The following is a 22,064-nucleotide window of genomic DNA, read 5'->3' on the forward strand; positions in this document are numbered from 1 at the left end:
ACCGATGGGCAGCAGCGAACGGTCGGTCCTCGGCCGCATACTCCGCCGCGAGCATCTCGCCGGCGAGGACATCCGGCAGATGCGGCTCGGCCGGTCGGGCAACACCGCCGTCGTCGAGACCGACCGCCATGTCGTCAGGGTCGCCTGGTGCGCCCCCATCCGCGTGGACGTGGAGACCCGGGTCTGGCGGGCGGCCCGGCAGGCCGGCATCCCCGTACCGGAACTGCTGGGCCACGGCAGCATCGACGCCCACGAGTACATGGTGTACCGGCGCCTGCCGGGCTGGCCCTCGCCCACCAGCGGACCGGCGCTGCGGGAGGCGGGAGCGATGCTGGCCGCCGTGCACGCGGCCCCACTCGACGGGTTCCCCGCGGCACTGCGCTCGCGCCCCCGCCGCATGCGGCGATTCGCCCTCGCGAAGGCGTTCCTCGCCGCGCAGGCGCACCGAGTGGCACCGCGGACCGCCGCGTGCGTGCAGCGGGCCGAGCGGGACTGGACGGGCACCTTCGACACCCCGACGCACGGCGACTTCAGAGGCGCCAACCTCCTCGCGCGAGGCGACCGGATATCCGGCGTCCTCGACTGGTCCGACGCGCGGCGGTCCAGCAGGGAGGCCGACCTCGGCAGCGTCGAGCGGGCGCGTCTCCCCGACGTCCTCGACGGCTACCTGTCCGCGGCATCGGCGCCCCGCGGCGACCTGCTCCTCGGATACGTCGCCGCCAGATACGCCGCGCTCGCGCACTCGGACATCGTGCGGCCGGACGAGGCGCTGGCCGCGATCGACCACTGCGCTCAGACGTTGAGCGCCCGAAAGATCGTCATCGACACAGGAGGAACCGATCAGTCATGTTGAGCCCGGTAGCGCTGCTCCGCAAGCGAGCGGCAATGTACCCCGACCGCCCCGCCCTCGCGGTGGGCGACGCGGTACTCGATTATGGACAATGGCTGCGCCAGGCCGAGGCCGCGGCCACGCACCTGGCCGACGCCGGGGTGTGCAGCGGCGATGTGGTGGTGCTGCGGTTCTCGCTGGAGTCGTTCCTTCCCTATGCGGCGGCATATGCGGCGACCCTGGACCTCGGGGCGGTGGCCGTGCCCGCCGCCACCGAACTCAGGGACGACGAATACGCGGGCATCCTCCAAGCCTGCGGCGCGAACTGGACCGTCTTCGCCGACCCGGAAGCGCCCGAAGGGATCGGGCTGGAGCGGACGGGGCTCGACGACCTCCGCGAGGAACGCGCGCCCCGAGGCGGCCCGTCGCCGACGGACGTAGCGGAGATCATCTTCACCTCCGGCACCACCGGAGAACCGCAAGGCGTGCTGTGCCCCTACGGCGAGATCGGATTCGACTACGACCTCACGCCGCCGGAGGAGCAGGGCGACCGCGGGCGCAGCATTGAGGCGCACGCGGCCGCCTTCGGCACGAACTTCTGCCAGGAGATGCTGCGGGGCCCGCTCAAGTGGGGGTCCTTCGTCGTCACCTTGCCGCGGTTCGGGGCCGACGCCCTGAGCGAAGCCATGAAACGGCACGAGGTCACGACTTTGCGGCTGGCCCCGGTCATGGCGCAGATGCTGGTCAGGACCACCGAACCGGGCGGTCTCGGCCGGATCACCGAGATCTCGGTGAGCTCTGCCTTCTGCCCGCCGGCAGTGCTGGACAAGCTGCAGGCGGTCGCTCCCCGCGCCCTGGTCGTGAACCAGTACTCCCTGACCGAGTCCGGCCGGGCAAAGATGAAACTCGTTTGGGGGGAGGGGCCCCGTGAAGCCCTCGGCAGGCCGGTAGAGGGAACCGAGGTGCGCATCGTCGGCGAAGACGGCGCCGTCCCGGCCCGGACCGAGGGCGAAATCCAGATCAGGCACGTGGACGCGGTGCCCCGGCGATACCTGCGCCGCGACCGGCGGACCGACGGCGTTCCGGCCGAACCGGCCTGGGTGTCCACAGGGGACATCGGGTATGTCGATGACGACGGATACGTGTTCTTGCTGGACCGCGCCAGAGACCTCGTCAACGTGGGCGGGCGCAAGGTGTCGCCCCTCGCGGTCGAACGGGTGCTCGCCGCGCAGCCGGGCGTCGCCGAGGTCGCGGTGTGCGGCATCCCGCACCCCACGCTCGGTGAAGTCGTCGCGGCCCTGATCGTCCCGCACGACACCGCCGCCGACACCTCCTTCGACTTCGCCTCCGTCCTGCACCACCACGAGTCCCCCAAACGGGTGGTGATCGGCACCGAACTCCCGCGCAACCGGGCGGGCAAGGTCGTCCGCGACGAAGTGCGGTCGCAGATCCTCGCCGGATCCCCGCCCTCCGCGGCTCCGACGGGCGAAGACGAAAGCGCGCTCGCCGAGACCTTCAAGTCCATATGCGCGCGGATCCTGGAGCGGCCCGTCGTCGACCTCGACGTGAGCTGGTACGCCGCGGGCGGCGACTCGATGAGCGCGCTGGAACTCCTCACGACCATTGAGGACGATTTCGGCGTCGAGCTGCCAGTGGAGCTGTTCAGCGGCGAATTCGGTCTCCGCGACATGTTGATCCAACTACAGGAAGGCGGCCGTTGAAGTGAACGGCAACTCCCGCAAGGAACGCGGTGACCTGCAGAGGACGCGATTCCGCGACCTGGTGTCCGGCCCGGCCTCCGCCCGCTCCGGCGGGCTCGGCGGCCCCGAGGACGTCGAGCGCCTCGCCGGAACGGCGAGCTGGTGGTCGGCACAGGAGCAATGGGGACGGCAGGTCACCGAACCCGCACGCCAGCTCCTCACCTCCATCCGGTCCATCGGCTCGTCCCCGAACCAACCGGCGCTCCTGTTCGAACTGGGGCGGCTCACGCTCAGCTTCTCGCAGTCGGTCCTGAAGCAGATGGGCGACATCGAAGACCGGGCGGCCACTCCCACGACGCAATCCTGCCCGCTCTGCGGAGCGACCTCGCCCGGCCGCGCCTGGCGCGACCAAGGCCTGGAATTCCTGCGCGTGCACTGCCCCGACTGCCGGACGGTGACCACCACGTCGAAACTGCCGACGTCTCAGGGATGGTCGTGGACCGCAGCGCCGGGACCGGCACCCTCGCTCACGCTGCACGACGTGAAGATCGCGGCGGTGAACATCGACCAGTCCGTCGCGTACCCGGCGCCGGTCGAAACGGTGGGCGTGCGACCCGGCACTCCGTGCGTGAGGATGCTCCTGGACCTCGCCCCCACCGAGATCGTCTGGCACCGCCCATGACGGACTCCGTGACGAGCCGGCGTCCGACCATCAGGCTGATGCCCGTGGAATTCGGCTACGGGCCGCTCGGCAAAGCACTCCACATCGCCCGCGCGATACGGGAGCGAGCCGGCGATGCCGTCCGACTGGAACTGGTCGCGTCGCCCACCTTCCAGAGCCCGGTGGGAGCAGGGGTCTTCGATGCCAGCTCGGTCGACATTGCAAGCGCCGCACCGGCCGACGCCACGATCACGGTCATGAACGTCCAGGGTGTACGGAAAGCGGCGGGGAGGGGAGGAAACATCTATGTGGTCGATTCACTCGCCTGGCTCTGGGACGAGCCCCTTCCCGTGCAACACCTCATCCACACCTACTTCTACCAGGACCTTCCCCTCCTTCCGGTACCGGCGAGGAACCTCGCGGGCATGCCCCGCCCCACCCCCGTAGGCGCCATCGGCGACCTGCGCGAAACCCCGGCGCTGACCGCCGAGACGCGGCCTCGCCGCATCGTCATCAGCCTGTCGGGACTCGAAGCCCCCGGCTCCCGCCTCGGGTCCGGCAAGATCGCTTACGCCCCTTACATTCTGAACGCGCTGGAGGTGCTGGTCGCAGACGGCCGCCTGGACGTGGACGATCTGTCGATCTTCGGGAACACCGCGGTACTCGGACGATTCGCGGGCGAACGCGTCAAACGCGCGGTGCGGGGAGGATCGCAAGAAGCGTTCTTCGCAGCCGTCCGCAGCGCTGATGCCGTCATCTGCCCTCCGGGCCTCACCACCCTCGTCGAGTGCCTCGGCGCCGGCATCGCCCCGAAACTGCTGCCACCGCAGAACTACTCGCAGGTCAAACTCATGCAGGCCTTCGGTGACGCCCTCGATCTGCCGACCATGTCGTGGAACAGCCCCGTGGAGCGCTGGCTGCGGCATGCGGTGCTTCCCGAACCCGTTGCGGCGGAGATGGTCCGGGGCATCGCCGCTCTGGAGAGCCAGTCCGCGGGCCATGCCGACCCCGCACGCCTGCTCGCATTGATCGAGCAGGCGCCGCCGGCACTCGACAGTGCCGCTGTCGCTGCGGCCCTCGGGCCGGGCGGCGGCGCCCGGGAAGTGGCGGACCGCGTCCTGTCAGACCTCTTCAGAGGCGGCCCTCCCCTTGGGGCCGTGGCCGCCGACGCCTTCGGGCAAGCCCACGCGGAAGGATGATCAGTAGACAGTGGACATTGAAACGAGAGTCGGACCGCTGACCTGGGGTCAGCAGATCTTCTGGTACTACAACCAGCCGACGTTCAGGGAGGAGTGGGGTCACGTCCCGCTCATCTCCCACCGGCTCGCACTCCCCGAAGGTACGAGCGCCGCGGCACTGCAGTCGGCGCTCGACCGCTGCGCGGAGCGCTTCGAGGCGCTGCGCACGGTCTACGGGCCTCCTGGGATCGAACGGCCGAGGCAGCGGGTCCTGGCCGCGTACAAACCGGTGATGTTCGAGGCCGACGCCCCGGACGAACCCGATTTCGACTTGAGCCGCGCCCCGGGTTTTCGGTGCCGGATCGTCCGCGACGGGGGCGCGGTGGTGTCGGCGGACCTCCTGGCCAACCAGATCGACCTCGACGGCCACTCGATGGTGATCGTGGAGCGCTGCATCCTGGCCATGCTCGCCGGCGACGCCGACCCGTTCCCCGGCACCACCGTGCAGCCGATCGACTGCGCGGAAGCGGAGGGATCGCGCGCGGGGCTGATCGCCGGCAGCGGCAAGGGCCTCGCCTGGCACGCCGAGGCGCGGGCCCGCGTGGCACGGAACTTCGCTCCGATCAGCGGCTCCGACGGTGCGACCGGCATGGCGCAGCTGCGAGTCCCTGACTTGCTGGACAGGGCCGAACGGGCGGCACGTCTCAGTCGGACGACCGAGCCGACGGTGCTGCAGGCGGCGATCGGACTGGTCCTGCACGGCTGGCTCGGCGTCGAGGACTGCCTGATGTCGACGGCGGTCTCCAACCGCTGGCGTCCCGGTCTGCGGCACGCGGTGGGGCGCTTCGCGGCCGAGATCGACTGGATCTTCACGCTTGATCCGAAGTGGACATCGGGCCGTCTTCTGCAGGAGGTGCATGCCACGTTGCTGGCCGGCTACCGCGCCGGCGCGAGGGACACAGGAGCGTGCACGATGGCGGCGGTGCGCGACAACTGCGCCTTCGGCAGCAGCATGGCGAAGCCGGTCTTCATCGAATACCTGGACTTCCTGCGCGACCATGCGCCGTTGCGGCATTCAGTGCAGGACATGGAATTCCGGTACGAGACCAGACCCGGGGTGAACACGAGGCTGCGGTTCGACCTCGTCCCGAGGTGGCCGGGCATGGAGCTCCGCCTGGAGACGGACACCCGTCTCGCCTCGCGCTCCGACTCGGAGCTGCTGCTGCGCTCGATCGCCAGTGCGGTCGAGGCGCTGAGCGAGGATCCCGATCGTCCGATCGACGCGATCATGGACAGGATCGCCGCTCCCACTTTCGATCACGTCTCCCGCGGCCCTTGGATCGAGCTCGGCGCGTCCCGGTTCTCGCCGCGGCATGTACGGGAAGCCGCACTCGGATGCGAGGGAGTGGTGGACGCGGCGGTCGAGGAGGGCGATGACGGCGCTTCCATAGACCTGTACGCAGTCGGCGCCGTGGACTTGGCGGCCGTGCACGATCACCTGCTGCAGGCGGCGTCGAATGACCCCCTCGTGGTCGTGCCGGGTCGATACCTGGCGGTACCGCACCTGCCCGGTGCTCGGCACGCAGCGCCGGAACCCGAGGCGGTATTCGTGCCCCGCACCGACTATCGCGCACGTCTCGTCACAGACGCTCGGGCTGCGGCAGTGATCGCGGCCGTCGAGCAGTGCAATCCCGGACTCCGGGCCGACCTCGCGCGGACGTATGCCGAGAACGGCGGCGCCTACATGATGATTCCCGGCATCGTCGGGGTCATCGAACGGCAGGGGTACACCCGGCCCCATCCCGACTGGTTCCTGGGACTGGCATCATTGGCGGCCGTCGCAAACGGACTTCGCGAGACCGAGCAGCGCGCAGGTCGGCGCTAGCGAGATTCCGAAAGGCGATGCGGCACCATGGCGCTGCGCCAACGAGGCAGCACCGCCAGGCAACGCGTCCGCACCTCGCCGAGGCTCATCTCGGATGCACTTCCTGAGATGAGCGCCGATAGACATTCCCGACCATCCTGGTCGCGGACCGTTTCGATGTCGACCGCCACCGCGCCGGTCGCCTCGGCGACCATTCCTCGAGTCGCTTCGAGGCTCACCCAGCAGTTGTCGATGAACGCCCATTCGTGATCCGGAATCTCCCGGGGATGCCGTTCCAGCATTTCGGAGGGAGAGAAGTCCTCTTTCGCCCCCCTGACGACGATGTCCTCGACGAGCCGCAGGAGGGGCTCGAACTGTTCTGGCGCAACGAATCGCGTATCAGCGGTGATGGTGAGTCCAGTCGGCGAGGTTCCGAAGTACATGACCAGGCCGCTGTCCGCGCCCTTGTTCCAGGTAAAGGTGCCGGAGCGTGCCGGCAGCTCAGCGGCTGCGTCACCGGAATCAGCCAGCCTTGCAAGTTCGGGTCCGGTCATCCACCACTGAGGGTTGTACACGCAGTCCTCGGCAATGCGAATGCCGCGACGTTCCCCGATGTCCTCGCTGAGCTGGAACCGCGTCTCGGGTGGATACGATGCGAATCGAGAGGCGTTGAGCATCGCACTCTGCGTGTCCTTCGTCAGGCTCCAGAACGAATCGCTGTTGAGCTCAATGCCGAGCGGCACGGTCTGCGAGTAGTTGGCCACCGAATCCATGTTCCTTCGGTTGCGGTTCGATTGGATGACGAACATGCGGCAGGTGTCATGGCAGGTCACATGCCCGACCACTGCTGAGAAGGCCGCGAGGATCGCCGGTGCCGGGGTCACCGAGTGGGTCCGGTACATCGCGGCGACCGCGGGCAGCAGGGCAGGAGAATGCAGGCTCCCGGACCAGTATCGCGGATCCTCCGTCTTCCCTTGACGCTGCCAGAACATGGTCGAAGGGAAATTCTGGAACTGGCCCTCCAAGTAATCCAGGGACCGATCACGCCGGTTCGTCGCGGCCTGCGTCTGCTCGTGCCGAATCTGGTCGCTCGGTTGCCAAGTGACCTCAGGCGCCCCCGCTGCACCTACTTCGCCTGGATCCATGAACCCTGTCAGCTCATCGACGATCCGTCTGGCGCCCCAGCCGTCGGTGACCATGTGGGACAACCCGATCACGAGCACGCGCGGTCGACCGTCCCGAGCGATGACAGTGGCTCTGAGCAGTGGCGCCTGCTTCAGGTCATAGCGCTGATCCCTGAAGCTCTGGATCGCGGCAGACGCCGCGTCCTCCAGATCGGCGGTTCCGAGTTCATGGATGCGAACCGTGAAGGCGCCCTGGCCGATCACTTCTTGGACCGGGTGCCCCGAGCCGTCGACGCCGTACCTGGTCCTCAGTGATTCGTGCCTGCTCACCAGTGCCCCGAGCGCATTGCACACCGCATCCAGGTCAGCACCCGGCGGCACTTCCTGGCTCCAGGCCAGATTGAGATGGTGATCGATCGGCTCGACTCGTCTGATGGCTTCCCGCATGAACCGCTGCCCCCAAGGAAGCATTGCCGGAGCCAACGCCGTCCCGGTGAAGCTGATGTCCTTGCTGCGCATGCGTTCCACGGAATCGTCAAGAGGAGTCGACTGCATCCCGAATGCCTCCAATGCTTGACGCCGAGCGCGGGGGCGGCTCACGATCCGTGTCAGTCTAGGCGGTGCCCGGTGCGTCGCCGAAGTCGTCGATCCGGAGTCGCTCGCCGCCGCGCAGCGCGGACTCGTGGGCCACGATGCCCGGCAGCGTGTAGCGAGCGGCCACCCAGGCGTTCACGCTCGGCAGCCGCTGCTCGTTCACGGCGGTCACGAAGTCGTGCACGAGCAGCTGGTGGCTGCCCATGTGGCCGTTGCCGAGTCCTTTGAACTCGACGGGGAGCGCGGAGGTGTCGTGCACGGGCGCGTGCCCGGAGATGAAGGAGTCGTGCAGCTTCGGGTCCACATTGGCCAGCACGGGGTCGTCGGCGCCGGTCGCCCAACCGGGCTGCACCAGGTCGGTGAGGTCGTCGAGGTGGCCGGACCGCTCGTGCCAGAAGGTGGATCGGGAGTTCTGCTCGAGGATGCCTTCGGTGCCGTAGAAGGTGAACCGCGACTCGGGAACACCGCCGGCGAGGCCCACGCGACGGAACTCGTTGGTGCGCATGCTGCCGCCGTCGGCCGTCTCGAACAGCGCGGTCGCGTTGGAGAAGTCGTTGCCGAACATGCTCACGGACTTGTCGAAGACGCCGTCGCCGCGCTGATCGGGCACGCCGATGGCGCTGACGCTGACGGCGTGGGTGTTCCAGGCGCCGAGTACGCCGCCGATGGCGTGGGTGGGGTACTTCATGGGCGGGAAGCTGGCGGTGCGCTTCCAGTCGGCGCCGCCGCTGTACTCGTACGCGGCGTAGAAGCCGTGGTCCATGTCGTGCACGTAGTCGCCCTCGGCGTAGAAGAGGCGGCCGAACGCGCTCTCGGCGGCCTTCTGCCGGGCCAGCACCGTGGCGGGGTGGTAGTAACTGGTCTCGCCCATCATGTAGGTGAGGCCGGTTTCCTTGACGGCGTTGATGATCGCGCCGATCTCCTCGACGGTGAAGGCCATCGGCACGGCCGAGTAGACGTGCTTGCCCGCGCGCAGCGCCCGCTCCACGAGCGGCCCGTGGGTCCAGCGCTGGGTGAAGATCGCGACGGCGTCCACGTCCGAGGCGAGCATCGCGTCGAAGTCGTCCGCGACCCCGGCCAGGCCGAGCTCGCGGACGAGGGCCGCGGAGCGGTCGGGGAGGAGGTCGGTGACGGTGACGCGGGAGACCCCGGGGTGGGCGTTGAACAGTTTCGCGAAGGCGCCGGCGAACTGCCCGGCGCCGACGATGCCGATAGAGAACACGGGGGAGACTCCTTGATGATCGAGACTGATCGGTCGTGCCCGGTGCCGACCGTTGCGGCATCACCGTATAAGTTCCGATCAGAGAAGTCTTCACTGATTGGAACGAGTCTTTCTTGGATCCTCAGATCGAGCTCGCCCCGCCGGAACTCCTGGGATGGGCCGGGCGCCCGACCCTCATGGCCACCGCGCACCAGCACGACGACCTGGAGATCAACTTCGTCGCCGAGGGCGGCACGATGCTCTACCTGTTCGGCGGCGAACCGGTGGAGATCGGCCCCGGATCGGTCGCGGCGTTCTGGGCCGCCGTACCCCACCAGCTCGTCGCGAACTCCGCGACGCGGGCGCACTGGGTGCACGTGCCGTTCGCGACGTTCCTGGGCTGGGGCCTGCCCACCGCGCTGGTCGGTCGCCTGCTCTCGGGGATGCCGCTCATCGCCCCGCCCACGGCCGCAATGGATGCGGACTCCGCGAACTTCACCCAGTGGGCCGCCGACCTGTCCAGCGTGCAACCCGAGCGCCGCCGCATCCTGCTGCTCGAGGTCGAAGCGCGGGTCCGGCGCCTCGCGCTGGACGCACCGCAGGCGCCGGTGCACCGGTACACCGGAGGCGATCCCGCGCTGCGCCATGTCGTCACGATGGCCCGGCACATCGCCGAGCATTTTCGCGAACCGCTGACCGTGGCCGATGTCGCCGCCGCGGCGCGCCTGCACCCCAACTACGCGATGACGCACTTCGGCAAGATCGTGCGGACCACGATCATCGACTACCTCACCCGGTGTCGCCTGGCCGAAGGGCGGCGCCTGCTCGTCACCACCGACCTCCCGATCGCGGCCGTGGCATCGGATTCGGGCTTCAGCTCGGTCAGCCGCTTCTACGCGGCCTTCAAGAACGAATGCGGCGTCCCGCCCGCCGCCTACCGCCGCCATCACCGATAGCGGCAAAGGTCGGATGTATCGCTCTCGCGGGCAAGGACATTGGGTCGCAAATATCGAAAACTCCTCCGGTATTGACGCAATAGGTCCCATCTATATAGACTGACGTCAATATTCAAGGCTTCGCACGATCCGATCCGGCCCGACCTGGGAGCGATCCCAGGCGGTCGGTGACATCGCGCCTCCTCAATGGACCTCTCATGCGATGCCGGCCGACAGCGCGGGCTCGAACGAGCCCGACCACAAGGAGTTTCATCTGATGTCCAGATTCAGATCCGTTCTGGCGGCCCTCGCGGCCGCAGGACTGCTGGTGCTGTCCGGAGGTGCGACGGCCCAGGCCGCCGAGCCGCCCGCGGCGACCGCGACCGACGTGAGCGCGACCGCCAGCACCGGATGCGGCAAGGCCCCGACCCTCAACAGCGGCACCCACACCATCCAGAGCAGCGGCCAGAACCGCACCTTCATCCTCAAGGTCCCCGCCGGCTACGACAACACCAAACCCCACAAGCTGATCTTCGGCAACCACTGGTGGGGCGGCACCGCCGAACAGGTCGCCGGCGGCGGCAGCGACGGCGCCGTCTACGCCCACTACGGGCTGGACGCGCTGTCGGGCGGCTCCGCGATCTTCGTTGCGCCGCAGGGTCAGAACAACGCCTGGGCCAACTCGAACGGCATTGACGTCGTCTTCTTCGACGACATGATCCGCCGGATCGAGGCCGACCTCTGCGTCGACCAGTCGCAGCGCTTCTCCTTGGGCTTCAGCTACGGCGGGGCCATGAGCTACGCGCTCGCGTGCGCCCGGCCGGACGTGTTCCGCGCGGTCATCGCCATTGCCGTCCCGGGACCGGTCAGCGGTTGCAGCGGAGGCTCGGGTGCCGTGGCGTACTTCGGCATCCAGGGCGTCAACGACAGCATGCCGAACGCGCGGGCGATGCGCGACCGCTTCGTCGCCAACAACGGCTGCGCGTCGCAGAGTCCGCGCGAGCCCGCCTCGGGCAGCGGCACCCACATCACCACCACGTATTCGTGCCGCGCCGGGTACCCGGTCCAGTGGGCCGCGTTCGACGGCGGCCACCAGCAGGGCCCGGTGGACGGCTGCACCGGCTGTGAAAGCGGCGCCCGGAGCTGGGTCAAGGGCGAGGTCTGGCGGTTCATCAGCCAGTTCAGTTCCACGCCGCCCGCCGAGACCGACCAGGTGAAGAACACCAGCGCGAACCGCTGCTTGGACGTCGCGGCCCAGTCGCAGTCGAACGGCGCGCTCGTGCAGCTGTGGGACTGCCACACCGGCTCGAACCAGCAGTGGGTCTACAACACCACCTCGAAGCGGCTCTCCGTTTACGGCGGCAAGTGCCTTGACGCGGAGGGCGCCGGCACTTCCTCCGGTACCCGGGCCATCATCTGGGACTGCCACGGCGGTGCGAACCAGCAGTGGAACGTCAACGCCGACGGCACCATCACCGGCGTCCAGTCGGGACTGTGCCTGGCGACCTCCGGCGGCGCCACCGCCAACGGGACCGGAGTGGTCCTGTCGAGCTGCAACGGCTCGGCCGGCCAGAAATGGGCCCTGAGCTGATCGGCTGATCGGCACCCGCAATATCGGCATGAAGGAACGGGCCTCCCGCGAGGGAGGCCCGTTCTGCTGCGCCGCGACTATAAGACGCTGAACTGCCACGAGTTCACATTGAACAGGTAACCGCTGCCGCCGGTGAACTTCAGGTACAGGTCGTGCGTGCCGGTCGCGCCGGTCACGGGGCAGGAGACGTTCGCCCAGGTCTGCCAGCCGCCGGTGCCGCTCACGGTGCAGGTCCCCACCAGCGCGCCGTTCGCGCCGTCGAGCCGGAGTTCGATCCTGCCGCCGCCGGTCGCCGAAGCCACCCGCGCGGTGAACGACTTCGCCCCGGTGCCGAAGGCCGCGCCTTTCACCTTGATCCAGTCGCCGTTCTCGATCCAGCCGACGTTCATGCCGCCCTCGCTGGAGCGCTCGGTCTCCACGCCGGTCTCCCAGGCGATGGTCTCGGCTTCTTGGCGCACATACGGATTGAGGACGCCGACCTGCGGCGCCCCCGCCGTGGTCATGTTGATGAGCGGGATGGTGCCGTCGGCGTTGTAGGTGAACTTCTCGACGGCCACCGACCTGGTGAAACCGCCACCGCCCGGCAGGGCTCCGTTGTGGTAGAAGAAGTACGAGCTTCCCTTGAAGTCGATCACCCCGGGATGGTTGGTGAAGCTCGATCCTTGCGTGGGCATGACCGTCCCCCGGTAGGTCCACGGCCCGGTCGGGCCCGGGGCCGTCGAGTAGCCGATGAACTCCGAGCAGCACTGCGCCGCGAACACGTTGTAGTACAGCGAACCGCGCTTGTAGACCCACGGCCCCTCCTCGTAGAGGGTCGGCCGGTCCGTGCTCCCGGGCCGCGTGCCGAAGCCCTGGGTGGTGAGGGGGATCTTGGTCGGCGAGCCCGAATAGGAGGTCATGTCGGCGTTGAGCTTCACGTACCAGAGGTTCGGGTTGCCCCAGTACAGGTAGGCCTGCCCGTCGGTGTCGATGAAGACCGTGGGGTCGATCTCGCCGTTCTCGACGAGCGGATGCCCGAGGGCGTCCCGGAACGGGCCGGTGGGGCTGTCCGCGACGGCCACACCGATGGCGGACCTGCCGGTGGCGTCGTTGATGACCGGGACATACCAGTAGAACTTGCCGTTGCGCTCCACGGCCTGGCCCGCCCAGGCGTCCTGGCGCGCCCAGCTGAATGTGTCGATGTTCAGCGGTGAGCCGTGGTCGGTCCAGTTGACCATGTCGTCCGACGACCAGACCCGCCACTCCTTCATGGTGAACCAGGTCGAGCCGTCCTCGTCGTGCCCCGTGTAGAGGTAGACGCGGCCGTTGTGGACCAGCGGCGCCGGGTCCGCGGTGTAGATGGTCTGGACGATCGGGTTGTCGGCCTGTGCCGGGGAGGGCGACGGGTCGGCGACCGGGCTCAGCGCGGCCGCCGCGAACGCGAATGCCAGCGCGAGCGCTGTGATCCGCCTTCGGTGTGGAGTGGGTGGCTTCATGGGGGAACCTCTCTGGCCGCGCTGGTGCGCGCCCGGGGTGTCACTCGCGGATTCGAGCACCCTCGAAACGTTCGGCAGGATCATCGAAACGTAGAGGGATGGCATCCAGGGTAATCAAGAGGCCCTCGTATGTAAATAGATCGATATCGATGTGATGCTTCGTCGAACGACCAAAAGATCCGATCAATACGAGATCAACCAATGGTCGTATCGGATAAACCGGGTGATAATACCGCCTGATTCTTACGAAATATTTTCAATCGAGGTAAAGATCTGATCTTTTTTCGTTCGGAGCATTGACGAACCTGAGTGCTCGATTTACCGTGAACATTCACAAAACCGGATCGCGAAGGAGCGAGCGTGAGTGTTCTGAACTGGGAGCGCCGGTATACGGGGCGCAAGACGGCAGGGGCGGACCGGTGACCGCGGCAGTGGAAGCGCGGACCGCCGTCACGGTCCGTGAACGCAGGCGAAAGACACGCAGGCGGAACTTGCGCCGGCACTGGCAGCTCTACCTGCTGCTGGTCCTTCCGGTGGCGTACTTCGTGATCTTCCAGTACATCCCGATGGCCAACAACGTGATCGCGTTCAAGGACTACAACGTGGTCCAGGGCATCTGGGGCTCGCCGTGGGCCGGTCTCGACCACTTCGAGCGGTTCTTCGCGAACCCGGTCGCGTGGGACCTGATCCGGAACACGCTGATGCTGAGCCTCTACGGCTTTCTGGCCGGGTTCCCGATCCCGATCATCATCGCCTTGGCGCTCAACGAGGTTCGGGCGCGGTTCTTCAAGCGGACCGTGCAGATGGTCACCTACGCACCGCACTTCATCTCGACGGTCATCGTCGTGTCGATGTTGATCCTGATCTTCTCGCCCCGGATCGGGTTCATGGCGAACTTCCTCGGGTTCTTCGGCATGGACTCGAACCTTCTCGCCGACCCTGACGCGTTCCGCAGTGTCTATGTGTGGAGCGACATCTGGCAGACCGCCGGGTACTCGGCGATCATCTACATGGCCGCACTGGCGGGCGTGGACCCGAGCCTGTACGAGGCCGCCCGCCTCGACGGGGCGAGCCGCCTGCAGAAGATCTGGCACGTGGACCTGCCGGGCATCGCGCCCACCGTTGTCGTGGTGATGATCCTGAGCGTCGGTTCGGTGATGGCGATCGGCTTTGAGAAGGCGTTCCTGCTCCAGAACCCGTTGAACCTTTCGCAGTCGGAGATCATCGCGACCTACACGTACAAGATCGGCCTGCTCAGTGCCGACTTCAGTCTCGCGACGGCGGTCGGGCTCTTCAACTCCGTCATCAATCTGATCCTCCTGTTGGCCGTCAACACCGTGTCCAAGCGCGTGACCGGCAACGGCCTGTGGTGAAAGGAGCCCCTGCAATGACAATCGAGACAATGCGGGCAGAGCCCGAGACCCCACCGGAGACCAAGCGCCGCAAGAACAAGCGCCGCACGACCCAGGTCCAGGACACCCCGGTCGACCGGATCTTCATGGTCGGCGTCTACATCCTCCTGACGACCTTCCTCCTCATCGTGCTGATCCCGCTCATCAACATCCTGGCCAGTTCCTTCTCGAGCCCCGCAGCGGTGTCGGGCGGGCGGGTGTTCCTGTGGCCGGTGGACTTCACGCTCATCGGATACGAAGCGGTACTGGGCAACGAAGCGATTCTGACCGGGTTCGGGAACTCGCTGTTCTACGCGATCGTCGGCACGCTCGTCAGCATCACGCTCACGGTGATGATCGCCTACCCCCTCTCCCGCAGCGAACTCGTCGGCCGGAAGGTGCTCATCGGCGGCGTCCTGTTCACCATGTTGTTCTCCGGCGGGCTGATTCCGACCTACATGGTGGTGCGGGCGCTGGGGCTGCTGGACACGCGGTGGGCGCTGATCCTGCCGGCTGCGATCGGTGCTTGGCAGGTGCTGATCGCGATGACCTTCTTCCGCTCCTCGATCCCGGGGGAGCTGTACGAGGCGGCCCAGCTCGACGGCGCCAGCGATCTGCGCTTCCTGTGGTCGGTGGTGCTGCCGCTGTCGAAGCCGCTGCTGGCCGTCATCGCCCTCATGTACGGCATCGGGCAGTGGAACTCGTACTTCAGCGCCCTCATCTACCTGCGCAGCGAGGAGCTGTACCCACTCCAGCTGGTGCTGCGGAACATCCTGATCGTCAACAACAGCGCCGGAACGAACCTCGCGGACCAGCTGGCGGCCCAGCAGATGGCCGACCTGATGAAGTTCTCCCTCATCGTCGTCTCCACCGTGCCCGTGCTGCTCGTCTACCCGTTCGTGGCGCGCCACTTCACCAAGGGCGTGATGCTCGGCTCCGTCAAGGGCTAGGGCAGCGCCACCCAGTTCTCGCCGTGACCGGCTCGACGGCGTTCCCCTCGCACCCATCAACTCCTCAAACGAAAGGCAGTCAACGATGACCAGCAGATTCGTCCGAGCGGCGGCGGCCGGAGCGGCATTGGCCGTGTCGGCCAGCGCGTTCGCCGCGTGCTCCTCGGAGCCGGAGACCACTCCGGACGACGTGATCACCATCTTCGCCCCCCAGGACGCCGGCCAAGAGCAGAACCTGGACACGAACGCGTTCACGAAGTTGCTCGAGGAGAAGTTCGACGTCGACCTCCAGTTCGAGACGACCACCTGGGACGGCACCGCGGCCGGTGAGAAGCGGCAGATCTCCCTCGCCAGCGGCGACTACCCCGACGCGTACATGCTCATTCCGTGGATCGACCAGTTCTCCAGCGAGGAGCTGGTGAAGCTCGGCGGCCAGGGCGTGCTCATGCCGCTCGACGACCTGATCGGCGAGGACACCCCGAACCTCACCGCCGCGTTCGAGAAGGAGCCCGGCTTCAAAGAGCTGGCGACCTCCCCGGACGGCAAGATCTGGGGCATCCCCGCCTGGAACGACTGCTACCACTGCTCCTACCCCTCGAAGCTGTGGATGAACTCCGCCTGGCTGGACACCCTCGGCCTGGAGCAGCCCACCACGCCTGAAGAGCTGCGGACGGTCCTCGAGGCCTTCAAGACGCAGGACCCCAACGGCAACGGCGAAGCGGACGAGATCCCGCTCTCCGCGGCGGGCGGCAGCTCCCTCCTCTCGTATCTGATGAACCCGTTCGTCTACACCGCGGAAATGTACGCGAACGCGGAGGGCACCACCCCGGCCACGCTCGGCACCTCCGGTGACCAGGTCGTCCTGCAGCCCACCAAGGACGAATGGCGCGACGGCATCTCCTATGTGGCGTCCCTGTACGCGGACGGCCTGATCGACGAGGCCGCCTTCACGCAGAACGGCGAGGCGATCATCGCGAAGGGCAACAGCGCCGAGGGCGTGATCGTCGGATCGGCCGCCATGATGCACCCGTGGTTCGTCTCCGACGACAACGAGGACGGGCGCTACACGCAGTACAACGCGGTCCCGCCGCTGACCGGGCCGAACGGCAGCGACGCCACGTACAGCGGCGGCGGCGCCGGAGCCGCGCCCGGCGCGACCTTCGTCATCACGAACCGCTCCAGCGAGGCGAAGCAGAAGAAGCTCATGCAGATCGTCGACTTCATGGTCTCCTACGACGGACACCTGCTGGGCGAGTTCGGCGTCGAGGGCGTCAACTGGGCCCGGCCCGAGGCGGGCGACGTGGCCCTGGACGAGACCCTCGAACCGAACTTCAAGGTCCTCACGCCGCCCGAGGGCGAGGGCGTGAACAACTCCTGGGGCCCGATCGCGCAATTCTTCAGCGACGCGGAGTTCCGCAACGGGCAGGTCACCGCGACCGACGTCGACACGCCCGAAGGCTACGAGCGCCGGCTGTTCGAGGCCACCAAGCACTACGAGGGCCACGAGTCCGACGAGCTGTTCCCGTACTGGGACGTGGCGGTGACGGGCGAGACCGCCACAGAGCTCGCGACGATCCAGACCAATGTGGAGAACTTCGTCGTCCAGGCGGCGGCCGAGTTCGTCACCGGCGTCCGCGACATCGGGAGCGACGAGGACTGGGCCGAGTTCCAGCAGAACCTCACCGACCTCGGCGCCGACCGGTACGTCGAGATCTACCAAGAGGCCTGGGACGCCTCGAAGTAGCCGTCCTACTCCCCACCAGGTGGGCCGCCCCAGGGGTCAAGACCGGGGGCGGCCCACCGCCATGACACCCGAACAGAAAGGCCCCGGCACCATGATGCGAGTGCAGCAGTTCGTCAACGACGGCTGGAAGTTCGACTTCGGCGAGCACCCCGCAGCGGAACGCGAGGCGCCCGATCCGCAGTGGTACGACGTCGGTCTGCCGCACTCATTCGAGCAGCCGGACTACCGTGCGCACCGCATCTACGTCGGCCACGGCTGCTACCGGCGGAATCTCTACGTGGACGAGGCATGGCTGGGCAGGTGGATCGCCCTGGAGTTCATGGGGGTCTTCCAGACCTGCGAGGTGTTCGTCAACGGTCGCTCGGTCGGACGCCACGAGGGCGGCTACACCCCGTTCACCATCGACATCTCCGACGCGGTGACGGCCGGGGCGAACGACGTGCTCGTGCGCGTCGACAACCTGTGGAACGCGCGCCTCGCCCCCCGCGCCGGGGACTACAGCTTCGCGGGCGGCATCTACCGCGACGTGAGCCTGATCGTCGCCGACCGCGTGCGAATCGACTGGCACGGAGTCGGTGTCACCACTCCGGAGGTGAGCAGGGAGCGCGCCACCGTGGCCGCCGCCGTCGAGATCGTGAACGACGAACCGCGACCGGTCGAGGTCAACGTGGCGGCCGTGATCGCCGACCCTGTGCGCGCGGTGGCCACGATTCCGCCCGTGCGCCGTACGATCCCGGCCAGGTCGCGCGCGGTGGTCGAACTCGAAGGGGCCCTGGCGCATCCGCTGCTGTGGCACCCCGACCACCCGCACCGCTATCAGCTGACGGCCTCGATCTCGGTCGACGGGACCGTCCGCGACTCGCACCAGACCTCCTTCGGTGTGCGCTGGTTCGAGTTCACCGCCGATCGCGGGTTCTTCCTCAACGGCGAGCACCTCGACCTCCACGGCGCCAACGTCCACCAGAACCGCGGCGGCTGGGGCGACGCCGGCACCCGCGCGTCCATCCGCCGTGACGTCGCGATGATCAAGGACCTCGGGATGAACATCATCCGCGGATCCCACTACCCCCACCACCCCTACTTCGCCGAGGAATGCGACCGCCAAGGACTCCTGTTCTGGTCCGAACTCCACTTCTGGGGCATCGGCGGCGAAGACACCGAAGGCTACTGGTTCGCCAGCGCCTACCCCGTGAACGAAGCCGACGAGCCGGCGTTCGAGGAGAGCCTGCGCCAGGCGCTGCGGGAGATGATCCGCACCCAGCGCAACCACCCGAGCATCATCACCTGGAGCATCGGCAACGAGGCGTTCTTCAGCGACGAGAAGGTGATCGACAAGGCCAAAGCCCTCACCTCCGAACTGGTGGCCCTGTCGAAGGAGCTGGACCCGACCCGGCCGGCGGCCGTGGGCGGCGTGCAGCGGCGGGGCTTCGACGTGCTCGGCGACATCGCCGGTTACAACGGCGACGGCGCGGAGCTGTACATGGACCCCGGTGTTCCGAGCGTCGTCTCGGAGTACCACGGGACGCTCGGCAACGGCCCCGGCGAGTACGAGGTGCAGTGGGAGCACGGCGTCGAGACCGACTATCCCTGGCGCTCAGGCAAGATCTTCTGGTGCGCCTTCCACTACAAGACCATCGCGCCCGGGTCCGGGCTCATGGGTCTGGCCGACTACTTCCGCAGGCCCAAGCGGGCCTACCACTGGTACCGCGAGCAGCTGCGCGGCATCGCCCCGCCGGAGTTCCCCGAGCCGGGCACCGCCGTCGCGCTGCGCCTGAAGAGCGACACGGAGACGATCCCCACCGACGGCACCGGTGACGCGAGGATCGAGGTCGAGCTGCTCGACGAGCACGGCCGCCGGGTCGCCGACGACCGCACCATCGAGCTCACTGTGGTCGAAGGCGGGGGAGTGTTCCCCTCCGGACCGAGCTTCACCCTGTCCCCGGAGACCAACAGCGTCTGGGACGGGGCCGGCGCGATCGAGATGCGTTCCTATATCCCAGGGCCGCAGCGCATCCGGGCCGTGGTCGAAGGGCTGGCCCCGGCCGAGATCGTCCTGACCGCGGTCGGCCCGGCGAAGCCCGGACAGGGCACGGAGCGGCGGTTCGCGCCCCCCGCCCCGTTCCTGGCCGTTCCGCCGTCCGTCCCCGGCTTCATGTCGCTGGCGTCGTACCGCCCCGTCAAGACCAGCAGCACCGCTCCCGGTTACAAGGGCGGCAACGCGACCGAGCCGGGCGGTGCGATCTGGCGCGCGGAGCGCCGGGAACCCGGCGAATGGATCGCCCCGAGCCTGGAGTTCCAGTATCCGATCAACCGGATCGAGATCGACTTCGCCGAGCCGCCGGTCCACCCGTGGATCGTCGAGACGGCCGAGGACAGCCGCACCTTCGTGCCGGTCCACGAGGCCGAACCCGGCGGCGAGCGATCCGTGCGCATCGAGTTCGAGACGCGGACGGCGCTGACGGTCCGTGTGTACTTTCCCAAGCAGCCCAACGACATCGAGGAGATCCGTGTCCATTGAACCCGGCTACGCCGGCTACCTCTACGTGCACTTCAAGCGCGAGGCGGCCGACGGCGAGCAGATCTACTTCGCCCTGAGCGACGGCGACGACCCTCTGCACTTCGACGACCTCAACGGCGGCAAGCCGGTCCTGCGGTCGACCTTGGGCGAGTGCGGTGTCCGCGACCCGCATATCGTCCGCTCCCCGGCTGGCGACCGGTTCTTCATGGTCGCCACCGACCTGTGCCTCTTCAAGAGTCTCGACTGGGACCGGCACCAGCGCTGGGGCAGCCGATCCGTCATGGTCTGGGAATCGGAGGACCTGGTGGACTGGGGCGAAGGCCGGCTCGTGGAGGTCGCACCGCCCGAGGCCGGCAACACCTGGGCTCCGGAGTCCGTTTGGGACCCTGAGCAGGAGGCCTATCTCGTCCACTGGTCCTCGACGCTCTTCGACAATCCCGAGCACGAGGGCGAGAGCTACAACCGGATCATGTGCGCGAACACCCGCGACTTCCGGGAGTTCTCCGAACCCCGCGTGTGGATCGACCGGGGCTGGCACACCATCGACACCACCGTCATCGAGCACGAGGGCGTCTACCACCGCTTCCTCAAGGACGAGCGCAGCCGCACCCCCGGTGTGCCGAAGGGCAAGAGCATCTTCTCCGAGACCGCGACCTCCCTTGCGGGCGAATGGAAGCCGCTGGCCGAGGGCATCGGCCTGGGGCCGATCAGCCGGGGGGAGGGGCCGCTCGTGTACAAGTCGAACACCGAGGACAAGTGGTACCTCTGGATCGACGAGTTCACGCCCGAACGCCGCTACGTGCCGTTCGAGACGACCGACCTCGCCGGCGGCGAGTGGACGCCCTCTGAGGACTTCCGGCTGCCGACGGACCCGTGCCACGGCGTCGTGCTCCCGGTGACCGCAGAAGAGTACGAACGCCTCAGCTCTGCTTGGACGTGACGGCCTGCACCGCTTCGCTCCGGCCCTTCCAATAGCCGCCGCCGGGGTAGGCGTACTCCTCGATCGAGGCCCGGTGCATCTCGGCTGAGTAGCCGGGCCTCGACGGGAGCACGTAGTTGCCGTTCGCGACGATGCACGGGTCGGTGAAGTGCTCGTGCAGGTGGTCGACGTACTCGGTCACACGGTCCTCCAGGCTCGCCGAGACGGCGACGTAGTCGAAGACCGACAGGTGCTGGACCAGTTCGCACAGGCCCACGCCGCCGGCGTGCGGGCACACCGGAACGTCGAACTTCGCGGCCAGCAGGTAGACGGCGATGATCTCGTTGACGCTGGCCAGCCGGGCGGAGTCGAGCTGGAGGTAGTCGATGGCCTCGGCCTGGAGGAACTGCTTGAACAGGACCCGGTTCATGCCGTGCTCGCCGGTGGCGACGCCGATCGGGGCCACCGCGCGGCGGACGGCCGCGTGGCCGAGCACGTCGTCGGGGCTGGTGGGCTCCTCGATCCAGTGCGGCTTGAACTCGGCGAGCGCGTTGACCCAGTCGATCGCCTCCGGGACGTCCCAGACCTGGTTGGCGTCGATCATGAGCTTGGCGTCCCAGCCGATGACCTCGCGGGCGATGGCGAGGCGGCGGCGGTCCTCCTCGAGGTCGGCGCCGACCTTCAGTTTCACGTGCCGGTAGCCCTCGCCGACGGCCTCTTGGAGGAGACGGCGGAGCTTGTCGTCGCTGTAGCCGAGCCACCCGGCGCTCGTGGTGTAGCAGGGGTAGCCGCCGCGGGCCTCGAGCTCGGCGATGCGGTCGGCGCGGGTCGGCTCCTGGGCCCGCAGGATCGCGAGGGCCTCGTCGCGGGTGAGCGCGTCGGAGAGGTAGCGCAGGTCCGCGGCGTCCACGAGCTGCTCGGGGGTCATGTCGACGAGCAGGCGCCACAAGGGCTTGCCCGCGGCGCGCGCGGCGAGGTCCCAGACGGCGTTCATGACCGCCGCGAGTGCGATGTGGACGACGCCCTTCTCGGGCCCGAGCCAGCGCATCTGCGAATCGGACTGGAGGTCGCGGTAGAGGCCCCCCGGGTCGTTCACGATGGTGTCGAGGTCGCGGCCGATCAGCTTGACGGCCCAGTGGAGTGCGGCGGCGGCGACGATGTCGTTGCCGCGGCCGATGGTGAAGGTGAAGCCGTATCCGGACAGTTCGGGGTCGTCGGTCCGGATGATGACGTAGGCGGCGGAGTAGTCGCCGTCCTTGTTCATCGCGTCCGAGCCGTCCTGCGTCACGGAGGTGGGGAAGCGGATGTCGTGTGCTTCAACGGCTTCGATGACGGTCATTGGAGTCTCCTCGGTTTCGCGGCCACGGCTGCGCCACCGTTTGCGCAAACG

The 22,064-nt window shown here is 67.8% G+C and carries 16 protein-coding genes; 12 read left to right on the top strand and 4 right to left on the bottom strand.

The genetic code is table 11. The features are described from left to right. Positions 1-4 precede the first annotated feature (4 nt). Genes ACFO8M_RS25485 through ACFO8M_RS25505 form a run of 5 tightly spaced genes read left to right on the top strand, consistent with a single transcriptional unit; the run spans position 5 to position 6,253 of the window. Positions 5-853, top strand: coding sequence for a phosphotransferase (locus ACFO8M_RS25485; protein ID WP_387980723.1), 849 nt, complete (start codon positions 5-7; stop codon positions 851-853). After that, a complete protein-coding gene (locus ACFO8M_RS25490) occupies positions 847-2,550 on the top strand; it encodes an AMP-binding protein (RefSeq protein WP_387980725.1) in 1,704 nt (567 codons plus the stop codon). The genes ACFO8M_RS25485 and ACFO8M_RS25490 overlap by 7 nt, the downstream gene beginning before the upstream one ends. Position 2,551: 1 nt before the next feature. Then, a complete protein-coding gene (locus ACFO8M_RS25495) occupies positions 2,552-3,211 on the top strand; it encodes a hypothetical protein (RefSeq protein ID WP_387980726.1) in 660 nt (219 codons plus the stop codon). 38 nt (positions 3,212-3,249) lie between these two features. Further along, entirely contained in the window at positions 3,250-4,389 is a 1,140-nt protein-coding gene (locus ACFO8M_RS25500) for a hypothetical protein (RefSeq protein WP_387980728.1), read from the top strand. 10 nt (positions 4,390-4,399) lie between these two features. Next, positions 4,400-6,253, top strand: a complete 1,854-nt coding sequence (locus ACFO8M_RS25505; protein ID WP_387980729.1) for a hypothetical protein — start codon at positions 4,400-4,402, stop codon at positions 6,251-6,253. On the opposite strand, the gene ACFO8M_RS25510 is transcribed toward ACFO8M_RS25505, so the two are convergent. Beyond that, positions 6,250-7,875, bottom strand: a complete 1,626-nt coding sequence (locus ACFO8M_RS25510) for a condensation domain-containing protein (protein WP_387980730.1) — start codon at positions 7,873-7,875, stop codon at positions 6,250-6,252. The two genes, ACFO8M_RS25505 and ACFO8M_RS25510, sit on opposite strands and share 4 nt — an antisense overlap. Positions 7,876-7,969: 94 nt before the next feature. Further along, positions 7,970-9,172: a Gfo/Idh/MocA family protein gene (locus ACFO8M_RS25515; protein ID WP_387980731.1), complete on the bottom strand. Its 1,203-nt coding sequence runs from the start codon at positions 9,170-9,172 to the stop codon at positions 7,970-7,972. Between the two features lie 113 nt (positions 9,173-9,285). Here ACFO8M_RS25515 and ACFO8M_RS25520 point away from each other — a divergent pair, with 113 nt between their 5' ends. Both ACFO8M_RS25520 and ACFO8M_RS25525 read left to right on the top strand, forming a co-directional pair. Next, positions 9,286-10,107, top strand: a complete 822-nt coding sequence (locus tag ACFO8M_RS25520; protein ID WP_387980732.1) for a helix-turn-helix domain-containing protein — start codon at positions 9,286-9,288, stop codon at positions 10,105-10,107. Between the two features lie 256 nt (positions 10,108-10,363). After that, positions 10,364-11,677, top strand: a complete 1,314-nt coding sequence (locus ACFO8M_RS25525) for a ricin-type beta-trefoil lectin domain protein (protein ID WP_387980733.1) — start codon at positions 10,364-10,366, stop codon at positions 11,675-11,677. A 77-nt stretch (positions 11,678-11,754) separates the two neighbouring features. Here ACFO8M_RS25525 and ACFO8M_RS25530 read toward each other — a convergent pair whose 3' ends face one another. Next, positions 11,755-13,152, bottom strand: coding sequence for a glycoside hydrolase family 43 protein (locus ACFO8M_RS25530; RefSeq protein WP_387980735.1), 1,398 nt, complete (start codon positions 13,150-13,152; stop codon positions 11,755-11,757). 491 nt (positions 13,153-13,643) lie between these two features. Between ACFO8M_RS25530 and ACFO8M_RS25535 the strand changes: the two genes are divergently transcribed. The 5 genes from ACFO8M_RS25535 to ACFO8M_RS25555 all read left to right on the top strand — a co-directional run bounded on the left by ACFO8M_RS25535 (position 13,644) and on the right by ACFO8M_RS25555 (position 20,695). Next, complete coding sequence (locus ACFO8M_RS25535) at positions 13,644-14,525, top strand: ABC transporter permease (RefSeq protein ID WP_387980737.1); 882 nt, start codon at positions 13,644-13,646, stop codon at positions 14,523-14,525. A 14-nt stretch (positions 14,526-14,539) separates the two neighbouring features. Then, a complete protein-coding gene (locus tag ACFO8M_RS25540) occupies positions 14,540-15,493 on the top strand; it encodes a carbohydrate ABC transporter permease (RefSeq protein WP_387980739.1) in 954 nt (317 codons plus the stop codon). Positions 15,494-15,578: 85 nt separating this feature from the next. Beyond that, positions 15,579-17,237: an ABC transporter substrate-binding protein gene (locus ACFO8M_RS25545; RefSeq protein WP_387980741.1), complete on the top strand. Its 1,659-nt coding sequence runs from the start codon at positions 15,579-15,581 to the stop codon at positions 17,235-17,237. A gap of 61 nt (positions 17,238-17,298) precedes the next feature. After that, positions 17,299-19,755: a glycoside hydrolase family 2 protein gene (locus ACFO8M_RS25550; RefSeq protein ID WP_387980743.1), complete on the top strand. Its 2,457-nt coding sequence runs from the start codon at positions 17,299-17,301 to the stop codon at positions 19,753-19,755. Next, on the top strand, positions 19,745-20,695 hold the full coding sequence (locus ACFO8M_RS25555; protein ID WP_387980745.1) for a glycoside hydrolase family 43 protein: 951 nt from the start codon (positions 19,745-19,747) through the stop codon (positions 20,693-20,695). Before ACFO8M_RS25550 ends, ACFO8M_RS25555 begins: the two co-directional genes overlap by 11 nt. Here ACFO8M_RS25555 and ACFO8M_RS25560 read toward each other — a convergent pair. Further along, positions 20,676-22,013 (bottom strand): L-fuconate dehydratase, encoded by a 1,338-nt coding sequence (locus ACFO8M_RS25560; RefSeq protein ID WP_387980746.1) that lies wholly within the window; start codon positions 22,011-22,013, stop codon positions 20,676-20,678. The two genes, ACFO8M_RS25555 and ACFO8M_RS25560, sit on opposite strands and share 20 nt — an antisense overlap. Between the last annotated feature and the right edge of the window lie 51 nt (positions 22,014-22,064).

The sequence above is a fragment of the Glycomyces rhizosphaerae genome, assembly GCF_042647865.1.
Classification (GTDB): Bacteria; Actinomycetota; Actinomycetes; order Mycobacteriales; family Micromonosporaceae; genus Glycomyces; species Glycomyces rhizosphaerae.